17 protein-coding genes are annotated in these 15467 nt (G+C 62.0%); 14 read left to right on the top strand and 3 right to left on the bottom strand.

Annotated features, from left to right (window positions below; genetic code table 11):
* Positions 1 to 55: 55 nt before the first annotated feature.
* Entirely contained in the window at positions 56 to 613 is a 558-nt protein-coding gene (locus tag FJ443_RS13940; RefSeq protein ID WP_140501321.1) for an OmpA family protein, read from the top strand.
* Between the two features lie 143 nt (positions 614 to 756).
* The gene (locus tag FJ443_RS13935) at positions 757 to 1224 is read left to right on the top strand and encodes a DUF1203 domain-containing protein (RefSeq protein ID WP_140664495.1); all 468 of its coding nucleotides are present in this window, start codon (positions 757 to 759) and stop codon (positions 1222 to 1224) included.
* A gap of 376 nt (positions 1225 to 1600) precedes the next feature.
* Here FJ443_RS13935 and ald read toward each other — a convergent pair whose 3' ends face one another.
* Positions 1601 to 2716 carry an alanine dehydrogenase gene (gene ald / locus FJ443_RS13930; protein ID WP_140501325.1) on the bottom strand — a complete coding sequence of 372 codons (1116 nt, stop codon included), beginning with the start codon at positions 2714 to 2716 and terminating at the stop codon, positions 1601 to 1603.
* 158 nt (positions 2717 to 2874) lie between these two features.
* On the opposite strand from ald, the gene FJ443_RS13925 reads away from it, so the two are divergent.
* Positions 2875 to 3348, top strand: coding sequence for an Lrp/AsnC family transcriptional regulator (locus FJ443_RS13925; protein ID WP_140501327.1), 474 nt, complete (start codon positions 2875 to 2877; stop codon positions 3346 to 3348).
* A 30-nt stretch (positions 3349 to 3378) separates the two neighbouring features.
* Here FJ443_RS13925 and FJ443_RS13920 read toward each other — a convergent pair whose 3' ends face one another.
* The gene (locus FJ443_RS13920; RefSeq protein ID WP_140515432.1) at positions 3379 to 4038 is read right to left on the bottom strand and encodes a 5-formyltetrahydrofolate cyclo-ligase; all 660 of its coding nucleotides are present in this window, start codon (positions 4036 to 4038) and stop codon (positions 3379 to 3381) included.
* A 165-nt stretch (positions 4039 to 4203) separates the two neighbouring features.
* Here FJ443_RS13920 and FJ443_RS13915 point away from each other — a divergent pair, with 165 nt between their 5' ends.
* The 7 genes from FJ443_RS13915 (at position 4204) to FJ443_RS13890 (ending at position 10662) form a co-directional block, all read left to right on the top strand.
* Entirely contained in the window at positions 4204 to 5469 is a 1266-nt protein-coding gene (locus FJ443_RS13915; RefSeq protein WP_140664493.1) for an NAD(P)/FAD-dependent oxidoreductase, read from the top strand.
* A 152-nt stretch (positions 5470 to 5621) separates the two neighbouring features.
* The gene (locus FJ443_RS13910) at positions 5622 to 7598 is read left to right on the top strand and encodes a bifunctional 2',3'-cyclic-nucleotide 2'-phosphodiesterase/3'-nucleotidase (RefSeq protein ID WP_140664491.1); all 1977 of its coding nucleotides are present in this window, start codon (positions 5622 to 5624) and stop codon (positions 7596 to 7598) included.
* Between the two features lie 201 nt (positions 7599 to 7799).
* Positions 7800 to 7934, top strand: a complete 135-nt coding sequence (locus tag FJ443_RS31965) for a hypothetical protein (protein ID WP_263486323.1) — start codon at positions 7800 to 7802, stop codon at positions 7932 to 7934.
* Between the two features lie 118 nt (positions 7935 to 8052).
* A complete protein-coding gene (locus FJ443_RS13905) occupies positions 8053 to 8343 on the top strand; it encodes a Dabb family protein (RefSeq protein ID WP_140501335.1) in 291 nt (96 codons plus the stop codon).
* Between the two features lie 48 nt (positions 8344 to 8391).
* Positions 8392 to 9282, top strand: a complete 891-nt coding sequence (locus FJ443_RS13900; RefSeq protein WP_140501350.1) for a VOC family protein — start codon at positions 8392 to 8394, stop codon at positions 9280 to 9282.
* Positions 9279 to 10124: a 3-deoxy-8-phosphooctulonate synthase gene (gene kdsA, locus FJ443_RS13895; RefSeq protein WP_140525506.1), complete on the top strand. Its 846-nt coding sequence runs from the start codon at positions 9279 to 9281 to the stop codon at positions 10122 to 10124. Before FJ443_RS13900 ends, kdsA begins: the two co-directional genes overlap by 4 nt.
* A 172-nt stretch (positions 10125 to 10296) precedes the next feature.
* Complete coding sequence (locus FJ443_RS13890) at positions 10297 to 10662, top strand: PRC-barrel domain-containing protein (protein WP_140501340.1); 366 nt, start codon at positions 10297 to 10299, stop codon at positions 10660 to 10662.
* A 68-nt stretch (positions 10663 to 10730) separates the two neighbouring features.
* Here FJ443_RS13890 and FJ443_RS31960 read toward each other — a convergent pair whose 3' ends face one another.
* The gene (locus FJ443_RS31960; protein WP_263483006.1) at positions 10731 to 10853 is read right to left on the bottom strand and encodes a hypothetical protein; all 123 of its coding nucleotides are present in this window, start codon (positions 10851 to 10853) and stop codon (positions 10731 to 10733) included.
* 199 nt (positions 10854 to 11052) lie between these two features.
* Here FJ443_RS31960 and eno point away from each other — a divergent pair, with 199 nt between their 5' ends.
* The 4 genes from eno to FJ443_RS13870 all read left to right on the top strand — a co-directional run bounded on the left by eno (position 11053) and on the right by FJ443_RS13870 (position 15467).
* The gene (eno, locus tag FJ443_RS13885; RefSeq protein ID WP_140501342.1) at positions 11053 to 12327 is read left to right on the top strand and encodes a phosphopyruvate hydratase; all 1275 of its coding nucleotides are present in this window, start codon (positions 11053 to 11055) and stop codon (positions 12325 to 12327) included.
* Positions 12328 to 12484: 157 nt separating this feature from the next.
* Positions 12485 to 12808: a septum formation initiator family protein gene (locus FJ443_RS13880; RefSeq protein ID WP_140501344.1), complete on the top strand. Its 324-nt coding sequence runs from the start codon at positions 12485 to 12487 to the stop codon at positions 12806 to 12808.
* A 214-nt stretch (positions 12809 to 13022) separates the two neighbouring features.
* Positions 13023 to 14060 (top strand): pyruvate dehydrogenase (acetyl-transferring) E1 component subunit alpha, encoded by a 1038-nt coding sequence (gene pdhA / locus FJ443_RS13875; RefSeq protein WP_140501346.1) that lies wholly within the window; start codon positions 13023 to 13025, stop codon positions 14058 to 14060.
* Positions 14061 to 14075: 15 nt separating this feature from the next.
* A complete protein-coding gene (locus FJ443_RS13870; protein WP_140664489.1) occupies positions 14076 to 15467 on the top strand; it encodes a pyruvate dehydrogenase complex E1 component subunit beta in 1392 nt (463 codons plus the stop codon).

The raw sequence follows: 15467 nt of genomic DNA, 5'->3' as shown, positions 1-15467 counted from the left end.
TCAGCCTGTCTCTGCCATCTTGCCCGCACATAATACGGGCCGAAGGAGAAAAGACATGCTGACCCGCCGTACCCTTGCCGCCGCGCTGATCGCGGCAATCGCAATGCCCGGTCTCGCCGCCGCGCAGGCGACAACGCCTTCGGCCGCAACCATCGAACGAAAGCTCGAGGCGGCACCCCGCGTGAAGCTGCGCCCGAACGAGCGCGTCACCATCCGTGAGTTCAAGCGCCGGCCGGACCTGCGCCGCATGGCCCGGTCGATCGATATCCAGTCGATCAATTTCGCTTTCGGCTCGGCCGCGATCTCCAGCTCGCAATACGACAAGATCGACACTATCGCCGATGCGTTGCAGCGTATCCTGCGCCGCAACCCCGGGGCGCGCGTCCTCATCGAGGGCCATACCGACGCCGTCGGCTCCTTCCAATCGAACCGGATCCTGTCGGAACAGCGCGCCGCCTCGCTGAAGCGCACGCTGGTGCGCGAGTTCGGCGTGCCGGCCTATGCTTTGGAGACGGTCGGTTATGGCGAGGAATTCCTGCTGGTGCAGACGCAGAACGAAAACTGGCGGAACCGGCGGGTCACCCTCCGTCGCTTTGACGACTTCATTCGCTGAGGGAGTTCCGACAATCCGGTGAAGTTCGCCTTGCCTTGGTCGGCTGGAACAAGCCGACCAAGGGCCAATGATTGTCAGGAATCGGGTGGGACGCGGGGGCTGATGCGCATAATTTCCGATCAATGACAGCGGAGATTTTCGCCATGACCATCCAGTTCAAAGCCTTGCCGACACAAGATGTACGAGCGCTTCAGCGCGGCGGGCCCGATGCCTATGGAAACACGCCCGAGCGTAAGGTCTCCGACGGCGACGGCATGCCATGCCGGCATTGCCTGAAGAACATCGCCGACGGAGACGACTATCTCATCCTGGCCTACCGGCCATTCCCCAAACTTCAGCCCTATGCCGAGACCGGACCGATCTTCCTTCACGCGCAGGAATGCGAGCGCGCCGCGGAATCTCAGGCACTTCCCGAAATTCTCGAAAGCCCGGACTATATCGTGCGCGGCTACGGCACGGATGACCGCATCGTCTATGGCAGCGGTGGCGTCATTGCGACCGATGCGATCGCCGCGCGCGCCGAGGCTCTCTTGGAACGCGACGAGATTGCCTACGTGCATGTCCGCTCGGCGCGCAACAATTGCTTCCAGTGCCGGATCGAACGTGTCTGACGGGCGCATGTGGCGGTGCGATAGCGGAGCGCTGTCGTACTCCTGTCATACCATTGCGGTACACGGGTAGCCGTCGATCGATTTGTCGACCGCGGATGAACCGGCGGCAAATCTCGACATCGAGGAAGCGGGGCCTTGGCTCCGCTTTTTTGTTTGCCTGAACCTTCCACAGAAATTTTCTGCGCAAAGAAGCATATGGGCTTCGACTATTTGCCTAGAGGGCTCAGTTAAACTTGCAATTGGCGCCGAGACGCAGGTTGCGGCACATGTTTTAAGTCCGAGCCGGGTGCAGGCCTGACAGCCGCCAATCCGGAAAGAAAAAACCCGCCGGGAATGACCGGCGGGCTGACGGGAGGCAGGTATCCTCTCAGGAGAATCAGGCCGCGAGAACCGCCTTCGGTTCGACCAGTTCGTAGCCGAGCGCTTCGGCGACCGCACGGTTGGTGATCTTGCCTCTGTGGACGTTGAGTCCATTGCGCAGATGATGGTCGTCGACCAGCGCCTTCAGGCCCTTGTCAGCGAGCTGAAGGCCATAGTGCAGAGTCGCGTTGTTGAGTGCATGTGCTGAGGTGACCGGCACGGCGCCCGGCATGTTGGCGACGCAATAGTGGATGACGCCGTCGACCTCGTAGGTCGGCTCGGCATGTGTGGTCGCGTGCGAGGTCTCGAAGCAGCCGCCCTGGTCGATGGCAACGTCGACCAGCACCGACCCCTTCTTCATGCCCGAAAGCATTTCGCGCGAGACCAGCTTCGGCGCCGCAGCACCCGGGATCAGCACGGCGCCGACAACGATGTCGGCGGAAAAGCACTCTTCTTCCAGAGCCTCCACGGTCGAGTAGCGGGTATGGACGCGGCCGGCAAAGAGGTCATCGAGCTGGCGCAGGCGCGGGATCGAGCGGTCGATGATGGTGACGTCGGCGCCCAGGCCAGCCGCCATCCTGGCTGCGTGCAGGCCGACGACGCCGCCGCCGAGCACGGTGACCTTGCCGGGCAGCACGCCGGGCACGCCGCCGAGCAGCACGCCGCGGCCGCCATTGGCCTTCTGCAGCGCCGTGGCGCCGGCCTGGATCGACAGGCGGCCGGCGACTTCCGACATCGGCGCCAGCAACGGCAGGCCGCCCCGGTCGTCGGTCACCGTTTCATAGGCGATGGCGGTAACGCCCGAAGCGAGCAGGCCCTTGGTCTGTTCCGGATCCGGAGCAAGGTGAAGATAGGTGTAGAGGATCTGGCCATCGCGCAGTTGGGCCCATTCGTTAGGCTGCGGCTCCTTGACCTTGACGATCATATCCGACTTGGCGAACACATCGGCCGCCGTCTTGGCGATGGTGGCGCCGGCAGCGCGATAGGCGTTGTCGTCGGCTCCGATGCCGGCCCCGGCGCCGGTCTCGACCAGCACCTCATGTCCGTGGGCGACATATTCGCGGACCGAGCCGGGCGTAAGTCCGACGCGATATTCATGATTCTTGATTTCCCGGGGGCAGCCGACGCGCATTTTCTTTTCTCCTGACACGGCCCTTCGGGGCTCGTTCCCTGTATTGACGCAGTCAACCACGAATCGTTGCGTAAGTGTTTGCGAATGCACTTGCAGGAGGGTTCGCTATTCGATAATTGTTGCGTAGAATGCGCAAAAATTCGCAGGAATCACGAAGAATGCCACTCGACAGGATTGATATCGCCATTCTGGAGACCTTGCAGAAGGATGGCAGGATGCCGAACGCCGCCCTTGCCGAAAGGGTCGGCCTGTCGCAGTCGGCCTGTTCGCGCCGGCTCGACAATCTGGAGAAATCCGGAACCATCCGCGGCTATCATGCCCGGCTTTCCAATGCAGCACTTGGTCACCAGATGACGGCGATCGTGCACATATCGCTGTCGGGCCAGTTCGAGAAGACGCTGTCGGATTTCGAGGCTGCGATCAAGCGCTGCCCGAACGTGCTGTCCTGCCACCTGATGTCGGGCGAGTACGACTACATTCTCAGAATCGCTGCCAAGGACCTTGCCGACTACGAACGCATCCACAAGGAATGGCTGTCGGCGATGCCGCATGTGACGAAGATCAATTCGTCTTTTGCCCTGCGCGAAATCGTCGACCGGACGGCGATGGGCCTGAAGCCCGAAATGGCCTGAGCATTCTCAGCCTTCCATGCCTTCAGCCGTCTACGCCTTGGCAGCCTCCGTCACGATCCGGTCCATCGGGATATCGTGCGGCTGCGGGTAGATGGTGGCGATGCGCTGCAATTCGTAGCCGACGCCGATGACCAGCGGCTTGAACGGCATCGCCGCCAGCGTTCGGTCATAGAACCCGCCGCCATAGCCCAGGCGATAATTGCCGGAATCGATGCCGACGATCGGCGAGATGACGATGTCGGGCAAGACCGGTTCGCCCTCGGCCGGAATCGGAATGTTCCACACGCCCTTCTCCAGCCGGTCGCCCGGAACATAGGCCCGGAAGATCAGCGGCTGTGCCTTTTCGATGACGACGGGCAGCGCGGTGCGCCCGCCTCGTTCATTGATGGCGGCCATCCATGGCCGCAGGTCCGGCTCGCCGCGAAACGGCCAATAGAGGCTGACCATGCGGCCGTCGATATCGCCGATCGCCGCGTCGAGGGCTCCGGCGATGCTCTGCGACATCGCCGTTCGCGCATCGGCGGAAACCGCGAGACGCGCCGCGATCAGGCGTTCCCGTTCGGCCTTGCGCCATCGTCTGACGTCGGTCCAATCGGATATCGGCGCGTGAAACGCGGGATCGAGTTCGTGCATGAAGCATGGCGGCGAGGAATATTGCGCCGGACCCTGGTCGTCGTGATCGTTGGCCATGCTTCACCTCCTCGCTGTTTTCCATAACGCTATACCCGGCGGGGGGATGCGACATGTGCATTCACGACATGGAACGACGAGTCTCGGGCACGGCCTTCGTGTTGTTGCATTGCACAAAAGCTCCTACATCAAAGGCATGCGATATTGCTGGTCAGGGTGAATGCGATGGATCAAGCCAATCACCATGTCGTCGTCGTAGGGGCGGGGTTCGGCGGCCTCGAATTCACCCGCGCTCTCGCCGGTGCGTCCGTGCGCATCACCATGATCGACAAACGCAATCACCATCTTTTCCAGCCGCTGCTCTACCAGGTCGCAACGACGGCGCTGGCGACCTCGGAGGTCGCCTGGCCGATCCGCCACCTGCTGCGCAAGCGCAAGGACGTGACGACGCTGCTCGCCAATGTCACCGGCATCGACCGAGCCGGAAAACGCGTGCTGCTCGATGACGGCAGCACCGTCGCCTACGACACGCTGGTGCTCGCCACCGGCGCCCGACACGCCTATTTCGGCCACGACGAATGGGAGCCGTTCGCGCCAGGGCTGAAGACGCTGGAGGACGCCACCACCATTCGACGGCGCATTCTGCTCGCCTTCGAGCAGGCCGAGCGGGAAACCGATCCTGCCAGGCGCCAGGCGCTGCTGACGATTGCGATCGTCGGCGGTGGTCCGACCGGTGTCGAACTTGCCGGCACCATTGCCGAACTGGCGCACGACACACTGCGCGGCGAATTCCGCAACGTCGACACGCGCGAGACGCGTGTGGTGCTGATCGAGGCTGGCGACCGCATATTGGCCAATTTCGCACCGAAACTGTCCGATTATGCCGGAAAGGCGTTGAAGCGGCTCGGCGTGACGATCGAACTCGGCCGGGCGGTCACGCGCTGCGACGCCGAGGGCGTCGTCTTCGGCGACACGCATCTGCCGGCGAGGACCATATTGTGGGCGGCGGGCGTTGCCGCTTCGCCGGCAGCCGAATGGCTGGGCGCCGCCGCCGACCGGGCGGGAAGGGTGCTGGTTGAACCCGATCTCACCGTGCCGGGCAGCCCCGAGATTTTCGTCATCGGCGACGCCGCTCTCGTGCTGCGGCCCGATGGACGGCCCGTTCCCGGCGTGGCGCCTTCCGCCAAGCAGGAGGGCCGCCATGTTGCCGCGACCATCAAGGCCAGGCTTGCCGGCGATACGAGCGTAAGGCCGTTCCACTACAAGCATGCCGGGGACCTGGCCACGATCGGCAAGCGCGCCGCGGCGATCGATTTCGGCTGGATCAGGCTGACCGGCTGGCCGGCCTGGTGGCTGTGGGGACTGGCGCACATCTATTTCCTGATCGGCTTCCGCAACCGGCTCGCGGTGTCGCTGAGCTGGCTATGGATCTACGTCACGGGCCAACGCAGCGCCCGCCTGATCACGCAGGGCGACGACGACAAGGGCTGATCTTCCGCGCTTGCGCCCGTTCATCCGCGCGTCATCTGTTGCTGATCGACTGACAACTCCGATGCGCGCAACTTCTTGAATGGACTCGAATAGGTTTCAGCGCGAAGTTCGCTTTCGGCCAGGGTCTTTCGTGTCGTCGAAAAGGAGAAAACATGTCGCCGGTCCATTCCGTCTCCCGCCGCGGTCTCCTCGCGGGCGCCGCCGCCACAGGCGCGCTGATTGCGCTTCACCCTTTCTCCGCCCGCGCCCAGGCCAACCAGGCGCATCTCCGGATCATGGAGACCACCGACATCCATGTGAATGTGCTGCCCTATGACTATTACGCCGACAAAGCGAATGACACGATGGGACTGTCGCGCACGGCCTCCCTGATCGACGCGGTGCGCAAGCAAGCCGTTAATTCGATGCTGATCGACAATGGCGACCTGCTGCAGGGCAATCCGATGGGCGACTACATCGCCTATGAAAAGGGCATGAAGGACGGTGACCTGCATCCGATCATGAAAGGCATGAACCTGCTCGGCTACGAGTGCTCGACGTTGGGCAACCACGAATTCAACTACGGCCTGTCCTTCATGGACAAGGTTCTGGCCGGCGCCAATTTCCCCTTCGTCTGCGCCAACCTGATCCGCGGCACCGAGCTTGCCGCGAACCCGCGCGACGACAAGCTCTACCTCAAGCCCTACGTCATCCTCGACAAGAAGATCAGGGACGGTTCAGGCACCGAGCAACCGATCAGGATTGGCATCATCGGCTTCGTGCCGCCGCAGATCATGGTCTGGGATCTCAAGAACCTCGAAGGTAATGTCAGAACGCGCGACATTGTCGAGGCTGCCAAGGCCTGGGTGCCGCAGATGAAGGAAGAGGGCGCCGACATTATCATCGCGCTCTCGCATTCTGGCATCGACATCAAGCAGGGCGATATGATGGAGAACGCATCGTTCTTTGTCGCCGGCGTTGAAGGCATCGACGCGGTGTTCACGGGTCACCAGCATCTGGTGTTCCCTGGCAAGAAGGATTTTCAGGCGCTCGAAGGCGTCGATGCGCAAAAGGGTACGCTGCAGGGCAAGCCGGCCGTCATGGGCGGCTTCTGGGGCTCGCATATGGGCCTGATCGACCTGATGCTGGAGCGCGACGGATCGAAATGGAAGATCGTTTCCGCCACCTCGGAAGCGCGGCCGATCTTCGAACGTGTCGACAACAAGAACAAGCCGACTGTCGCGGACGACAACCGCATCATCGCCGCGCTCGAGCAGGACCATCAGGCAACGCTCGCCTATGTGCGTCGTCCCGTCGGCAAGACCGCAGCGCCGCTCTATTCCTATTTCGCGCTGGTCGCCGACGATCCGTCGGTTCAGGTCGTCAGCCAGGCGCAGACCTGGTACCTCCAGGACATCCTGAAAAACACACAATGGAAGGACGTGCCGCTGCTGTCGGCGGCAGCCCCCTTCAAGGCCGGCGGGCGCAACGGCGCCGACTACTACACCGATGTGCCGGCAGGCGACATCGCCATCAAGAACGTCGCCGACCTCTACCTTTATCCCAACACCGTGCGGGCCGTTGAGATCACCGGAGCGCAGGTCAAGGAATGGCTGGAAATGTCGGCCGGCATCTTCAACCTGATCGAACCTGGCAAGGCCGACCAGGCGCTCATCAACACCGACTTTCCGTCCTACAATTTCGACGTTATCGACGGCGTCACCTACAGAATAGATCTGTCGCAGCCGCCGAAATACGATGCCAAGGGCGGGCTGGCCAATGCTAGTGCCAATCGCATCGTCGGCCTGATGTTCGACGGCAAACGGATTGATCCCAATCAGAAATTTGTCGTTGCAACGAACAACTACCGGGCCGGCGGCGGCGGCAATTTTCCTGACATCGACGCTTCCAAAATTATCTACGAAGCGCCAGACACCAACCGCGACGTCATCGTCCGCTACATCGTCAAGCAGGGCACCATCAACCCGTCGGCGGACGGCAACTGGTCGTTCGCGCCGCTGCCCGGAACCAGCGTCGTGTTCGAGACAGGGCCCAAGGCGAAGGACCTCATCGCCGAAGTGAAGTCATTGAAGATCGAGCCGGCGGGCGCCGGCGAGGCAGGATTTGCGAAACACCGCATCCTTCTCTGACCGCCATTCGCAATTGGGCCGCGGGCCATTTCTGGATCATGCCCGGCCAGTCGCCCGGCGACGAGATCGAAGGCGCGCCGGCATTGATTTGGCAGTTCCAGGTGCCGAGAGTTCATATACCGGACGAGGGTCGACACGGATCCCGTCTTTGCCTGGCGGAAACGTCTATGAGCACAGCCGGGCTTATGCGATAGATTAGCCATGCGTTATGTCATCGTCATCGCCGCCGTTGCGTTTTTCCTGATCTGGGACGGTCTCTACAACCAGGGCCGGTACCTCGATATGACGGTGAGGAATGTCTCTCACGTGGTGCGTTACGTCACCGGCAAGGCCTAGTTCCCGTTCAGGTCTCGTGCATCCCGGGCGCGTCGCAAGGACGCGCGGCACCCTGAACGGTTGACCTGACGGTTTCGTCGTCACAAAAGACCCCGGATTTTTGATCGAGGAGGCGGGGTTGATCCGGCATATTGTTTTCTTCAGCGCGCGGCGTGGCGAGGATGTGGAGGCAGTGCGCTCTGGGCTGCTGGCGCTCGGCGGCATTCCCCATTCCAGCCTGTTCGAGGTGACGCTGAACACCAAGGTCGATCCGCTGTCGGATGAGATCGACGTGGTCGTCTATGCCGAATTCACGGATGCCGCCGCATTGGCCGCCTACAAGGCGCATCCGCTCTATGCGCAGACCACCAGCAGGGTCAAGCCATTGCGCGAACTGCGTTATTCCGCCGATGTGGTGGCCGGAAGCTGATTCGGGCGCCCTTGAACCCTTTTGCGCAATGATGCACACCGCGCTGGCATGATCCAAACACCACCCACAGGCACTCATCCGCTCGATCACCTCGTGCTGCCGACCTCGAGCCTGGATGTGGCGCGGGCGCGGCTAACGGCCCTCGGCTTCATCGTCGCGCCGACAGGCATCCATCCATTCGGCACGGAAAATTGCTGCGTCTTCCTCGCGGACGGCACCTATCTGGAACCGCTGGCTGTAGGCGATGATCAGGCCGCGATGAAGGCCGCCGGCCAGGGCAATGTCTTCGTCGCGCGCGACCGGCTCTATCGTGACCGCAATGGCAATGAAGGTTTTTCCGCCGTGGTCCTGACCACGGACGACGCCGATGCGGACCATGCACGCTTTGTCGATGCGAGCCTGTCGGGCGGGGACATGCTGGGCTTTTCGCGGGCGTTCACCGACGCTGCCGGCAAAAGCGACATGGCGTCATTCAAACTGGCCTTCGCGTCGACCGGGGGTTCAACCGATGCGTTCCTGTTCGCCTGCCAGCGCGTCAACGCGCCGGAAGTGGACCGCACAGCGCTGCAGGCTCATGCCAACGGTGCCACGGGAATTGTCGAGATCGTGGCGATCAGCGACGAGCCCGCCGAGCAGCGCCGGCTGATTTCCGTGGCAGTAAACGATCCGACGGCTGACGCGCGCGCCTCCATTTTTCGTCTACCTAACGCTATCTTGGCTGTACTCGACCCGGCCTCTTTCACGGCACGCTTTGGCGTGCCCGCCGGTAAGCCGACGCAACTCCGCTTCGCGGCAGTCGTCTTTTCGGTTCGGCGTGCCGCTGTGGCGGCAGGTCTGCTTGCAGCCAATTCCATCAGATACGATATGTCGGGCAGTGATATCGTCGTGCAGCCGACATCCGGGCAGGGCGCGGCCTTCATCTTTCGGGAGATACAATGAGCAACGCCTTGGCGCCCAATTCATCGGTAACCGTCGGCAATGTCGTCTTCGACAACGCAGCACCGCTGTCGCTGATTGCCGGCCCCTGCCAGTTCGAATCACGCCAGCATGCCTTCGACATGGCCGGCGCGCTGAAGGAATTGACAGGCAGGTTGGGCATCGGCCTCGTCTACAAGACCAGCTACGACAAGGCCAACCGCACCTCCCTGTCGGCTACACGCGGTGCCGGCATGGAAGCGGCGCTCCCGGTCTTCGACGAGTTGCGCAAGGAATTCTCCTTGCCGGTACTGACCGACGTCCACACCGAGGAACAGTGCGCCATCGTTGCGCCGCATGTCGACGTGCTGCAGATCCCGGCCTTCCTGTCGCGCCAGACCGACATGCTGGTTGCCGCCGCAAGGACGGGCAAGGTGATCAACGTCAAGAAGGGACAGTTCCTCGCGCCCTGGGACATGAAGAACGTGGTGGCCAAGATCACCGGCTCCGGCAACCCCAATGTCTTGACCACTGAGCGCGGCGCCTCGTTCGGCTACAACACGCTTGTCTCGGACATGCGGGCCCTGCCCATTATGGCCGACATCGGCGCGCCTGTGATTTTCGACGCCACCCATTCGGTCCAGCAGCCGGGCGGGCAGGGTGGTTCCTCCGGCGGCGAACGCCGCTTTGTCGAGACCTTGGCCCGCGCGGCTGTCGCTGTCGGCGTTGCCGGCGTCTTCATCGAGACCCACCAGGATCCGGATAATTCGACCTCGTCCGACGGACCGAACATGGTGCCGCTGAAGGACATGCCGGCACTTCTGGAAAGGTTGATGGCGTTCGATCGGGTAGCGAAGGCCCGCTGACCCGGCGCAGCTGAAGGTCGTCGCCGCGGAGGGCATATATCGGCCTGCCACGTCAGTGAGAAGTCACCTTTATACAGGTGGAAAAAGTCGAACAGACCGGCGGAAAAGTCGGGAACCTTCGATCTCGCCCCTCATTGTGAAAGTCCAGAGCAACGACAATGAGGAGCACATCATGACAACCCAGGCAGGACACACAGAGGCTATCGCTGCTTCGCGGGTCATCGGCACATCCGTCTATAACACCGAAGGCACGAAGATCGGCAGCATCGAGGACGTCATGCTCGACAAGCTGTCCAACGGCATCATGTTCGCTGTGATCGGTTTTGGCGGCTTTCTCGGCATGGGTGAAAAATATCACGCCATCCCGTGGGCGAGTTTGGATTACGATGAGGATAGGGGCGGCTATGTCGTGCCATTCTCGAAGGACCAGCTGAAAGCCGCTCCCGCCTATTCGATCAACGAGCTGACGGGCGCCGATGGCGAGGCCGCACGTGACGCCTCCTACAATTACTACAAGGTCGAGCCTTACTGGCATTGACCGGCCAGCCTGACGTGAAAAGGCCCCCGCAAACCAGCGGGGGCCTTTTACATGATCGCCTGCCGTGCTTACTCCGCGCTGCGGAGGGTCGACAGTTGCACCGCGCCCTGTGGAGGCTGCTGGTTGTCGCAGGACGTCAGGAACGCCGCCGCGATCAGGAACAAACTCACGATACCGCTTAACTCGGACATGGCGAAACTCCTCCTGTTTCGCCCCGCGCAGCCGCCATCATAGACCGGCGGCCATCCTATGGCGCATGACTTATGATGACAGGAATTTGCGCTTCGTGAATCGCGCCGGCGGCAATAATTGGCGGTGGCCCGATTGCCTTTTGCGCCGCTTTGGCTAAGACGGGCGCGACGTTTCGTCAGATCAATCGGGGACATCGCAATGACCGCCATCATCGACATTGTCGGGCGTGAAATCCTGGACAGCCGTGGAAATCCGACCGTCGAGGTCGATGTCGTGCTCGAAGACGGTTCGATGGGCCGCGCGGCCGTGCCGTCTGGAGCTTCCACCGGCGCGCATGAAGCCGTCGAACTGCGCGACGGCGGCGCCCGCTATCTCGGCAAGGGCGTGCTGCGGGCCGTCGAGGCGGTCAACGGCGAACTGTTCGAGGCAATCGGCGGCATGGAAGCCGAAAACCAGATCCACATCGACCAGACCATGATCGAACTCGACGGCACGCCCAACAAGAGCCGGCTCGGCGCCAACGCTATTCTCGGTGTGTCGCTGGCGGTGGCCAAGGCCGCGGCCGAAGCCGCCGGCCTGCCGCTCTATCGTTATGTCGGCGGCACCAAGGCGCATCTGCTGCCGGTACCCATGATGAACATCATCAATGGCGGCGCCCATGCCGACAACCCGATCGATTTCCAGGAATTCATGATCCTGCCGGTCGGTGCGCCAACGCTGCGCGAAGGCGTGCGCTGGGGTTCTGAGGTCTTCCACACGCTGAGGAAGAAGCTGAAGGACGCCGGCCACAACACCAATGTCGGCGATGAAGGCGGCTTTGCCCCGAACCTGAAGAGCGCGCCGGTGGCGCTCGATTTCATCATGGAGTCGATCGAGCAGGCCGGCTTCAAGCCGGGCGAGGAGATTGCGCTCGGCCTCGATTGCGCCGCGACGGAATTCTTCAAGGACGGCAACTACGTCTATGAAGGCGAGAAGAAGACACGCGATCCGAAGGCGCAGGCGAAATACCTGGCCAAGCTCGCCGCCGATTATCCGATCATTTCGATCGAGGACGGCCTTGCCGAGGATGACTGGGAAGGCTGGAAATATCTGACCGACCTGATCGGCAAGAAGACGCAGCTCGTCGGCGATGATCTCTTCGTCACCAATACGGCGCGCCTGCGCGACGGCATCCGCATGGGGGTCGCCAATTCGATCCTGGTCAAGGTCAACCAGATCGGATCGCTGACCGAGACGCTCGATGCCGTCGAGACCGCGCACAAGGCCGGCTACACCGCCGTCATGTCGCATCGCTCGGGCGAGACCGAGGATTCGACCATCGCCGACCTCGCCGTCGCCACCAATTGCGGGCAGATCAAGACCGGATCGCTGTCGCGTTCCGACCGCATGGCCAAATACAACCAGCTCATCCGCATCGAGGAAGAACTCGGCAAGCAGGCGCGCTACGCCGGCAAGTCGATGTTGAAGGGCTGAGCCGGAGCATCTGACACAGGGATGGCGGTGAGGGGCGGGAATTCCCGCCCTTTTTCGTTGGAGCGCCTGTGGACGCGTCATCCGTAACCGTCCGTTAAGCACAATGGAGCGAAAAAGACCGTGGTCGCCCGAGTTCGCGACTGCGAGGGAACGGACGATGTGGACGCGTCAGCACAAACAGAGAAACACCGGCCGGCTGATCATCCCCTCGCTCTGCGCGGTGTTCCTGGCCTATTTCGGCTTTCATGCCTATCACGGCGAGTTCGGCATCAATTCGAAATACCAGCTGGAGGCCGAGACTGTTGCCCTGCAGGCCCAGCTCGATGCGATCAAGGCGCGCAGGATGGAGCTGGAACGGCGCGTCAAGCTGATGCACGACGGCACGCTGGAGAAGGACATGCTCGACGAGCAGGCGCGTAAGGCGCTGAATTTGTCCCAGGCCGACGAAATCACCATCATGTTGCCGGTCTCGGCAAAGTAACCAATATCAGGTTAATCACCAATATTTTCAATGATTCTAATTGCTTAGTCGCATGCCAGCTATGCAATTTCGACATGGCGGAACACGTTCTCACGTGTTAGCCTCCCCAAAATCAGTGGGGAGAGCTGATCTCCCCTGAGCAGATTTCATCTTGCTCGAGCAGATTTCATCTTGCTCGAAATGTCCGCGAAGAGACGCCAACAGGGAGTGATGCATGGCAACCGCAGCCAGGAAAGCGCCTGCCAAATCGAAATCCGACGGCAAATCGGGCCTTTCCGCGCCCAAACCAGTGGAATTCACCAAGGACGAGGAGCTTGCCGCCTACCGGCACATGCTGCTTATTCGCCGTTTCGAGGAAAAGGCCGGCCAGCTTTACGGGATGGGCTTTATCGGCGGCTTCTGCCATCTCTACATCGGCCAGGAAGCGGTCGTCACCGGTATGAAGATGGCACTGATCGACGGTGACCAGATGATCACGGCCTACCGCGACCACGGTCATATGTTGGCGATGGAACTGTCGCCGCGTGGCGTCATGGCCGAACTGACCGGCCGCCGAGGCGGCCTGTCGAAGGGCAAGGGCGGCTCCATGCACATGTTCTCCAAGGAGAAGCATTTCTACGGTGGCCACGGCATCGTCGGCGCCCAGGTGTCGCTCGGCACGGGCCTGGCCTTTGCCAACCGCTATCGCAGCAACAACAATGTCACGCTGACCTATTTCGGCGACGGGGCCGCCAACCAGGGCCAGGTCTACGAAAGCTTCAACATGGCTTCGCTGTGGAAGCTGCCGGTGATCTACATCATCGAGAACAACCGCTATGCCATGGGCACCTCGGTATCGCGCTCCTCGGCGGAGACCGACTTCTCGAATCGCGGCGCCTCGTTCAAGATTCCCGGCATCCAGGTCGACGGCATGGACGTGCGTGCTGTCAAGGCCGCCGGCGATCTCGCCACCGAATGGTGCCGTGCCGGCAATGGGCCGCTGATCCTCGAAATGCAGACCTACCGCTATCGGGGCCATTCGATGTCCGACCCGGCGAAATACCGCTCCAAGGAAGAAGTGCAGAAGATGCGCTCCGAGCATGACCCGATCGAGCAGGTCAAAGCGCGGCTGATCCAGAAGAAGTGGGCAAGCGAGGACGAATTGAAGACCATCGACAAGGAGGTTCGCGACGTCGTCGCCGATGCCGCCGAGTTTGCCCAGCACGACGCCGAGCCGGATCCGTCCGAGCTCTGGACCGACATCGTATTGTAACGGGAGGGCAAGGACATGCCGATCGAAATTCTCATGCCCGCCCTTTCGCCGACCATGGAAGAGGGCAATCTTTCCAAGTGGTTGAAGAACGAGGGCGACAAGGTCGTCGCCGGCGACGTCATCGCCGAGATCGAAACCGACAAGGCGACGATGGAAGTCGAAGCTGTCGATGAGGGCACGCTTGCCAAGATCGTGGTTCCCGCAGGCACCGAAGGCGTCAAGGTCAACGCGGTGATCGCCGTGCTGGCTGTCGATGGCGAAGACGTCGACAAGGCCGGCGAAGGCATCGGTGAAGAGCCCGCCAAGACTGAGGCAAAGGCGCCGACACCGGCACCCGCCGCGGCCAAGAGCGAGGCAGCGGCGCCTGTGGCGGCCGCGCCGAAGACGGAAGTCGCCGCCGATCCTGACATGCCCGCCGGGACCGAGATGGTCTCGACCACGGTGCGCGAAGCGCTGCGCGATGCCATGGCGGAGGAAATGCGCCGCGACAGCGATGTCTTCGTCATGGGCGAGGAAGTTGCCGAGTACCAGGGCGCCTACAAGATCACCCAAGGCCTGCTGCAGGAGTTCGGACCGCGTCGCGTCGTCGACACGCCGATCACCGAGCACGGCTTTGCCGGCGTCGGGGTCGGTGCGGCGATGGCTGGGCTGAAGCCGATCGTCGAATTCATGACCTTCAACTTCGCCATGCAGGCGATCGACCAGATCGTCAACTCGGCCGCCAAGACGCTCTACATGTCCGGCGGACAGATGGGCGCGCCGATCGTCTTCCGCGGGCCGAATGGTGCTGCGGCTCGCGTCGCCGCCCAGCATTCTCAGTGCTACGCCGCCTGGTACAGCCACATACCGGGCCTGAAGGTGGTGATGCCTTATACCGCTGCCGACGCCAAGGGACTGCTCAAGGCGGCGATCCGCGATCCGAACCCGGTCATCTTCCTCGAAAACGAAATCCTCTACGGCCAGTCCTTCGACGTGCCGAAGCTGGACGACTTCGTGCTGCCGATCGGCAAGGCGCGCATCCACAAATCAGGCAAGGACGTCACCATCGTCTCCTTCGGCATTGGCATGACCTATGCGGTCAAGGCCGAAGCGGAACTGCGCGGCATGGGCATCGACGCAGAGATTATCGATCTCAGGACCATCCGTCCGCTCGACTTCGACACCATCATCGCCTCGGTGAAGAAGACCAACCGGCTGGTCGTGGTGGAAGAAGGCTTCCCGCAGAACTCGGTCGGCGACCATGTCGCCAACCAGGTGTCGCAGCGAGCCTTCGATTTCCTCGACGCGCCGGTCATCACCATTGCCGGCAAGGACGTGCCGATGCCCTATGCGGCCAATCTCGAAAAGCTGGCTTTGCCGAATGTCGGCGAGGTCATCGAGGCCGTCAAAGCCGTCTCATATCGCTGA

The organism is Mesorhizobium sp. B2-6-1 (assembly GCF_006440475.1).
In the GTDB taxonomy this organism is placed as follows: domain Bacteria; phylum Pseudomonadota; class Alphaproteobacteria; order Rhizobiales; family Rhizobiaceae; genus Mesorhizobium.
The sequence above is the reverse complement of the archived record's forward strand: the minus strand, read 5'-3'. Positions and strand labels throughout refer to the sequence as shown.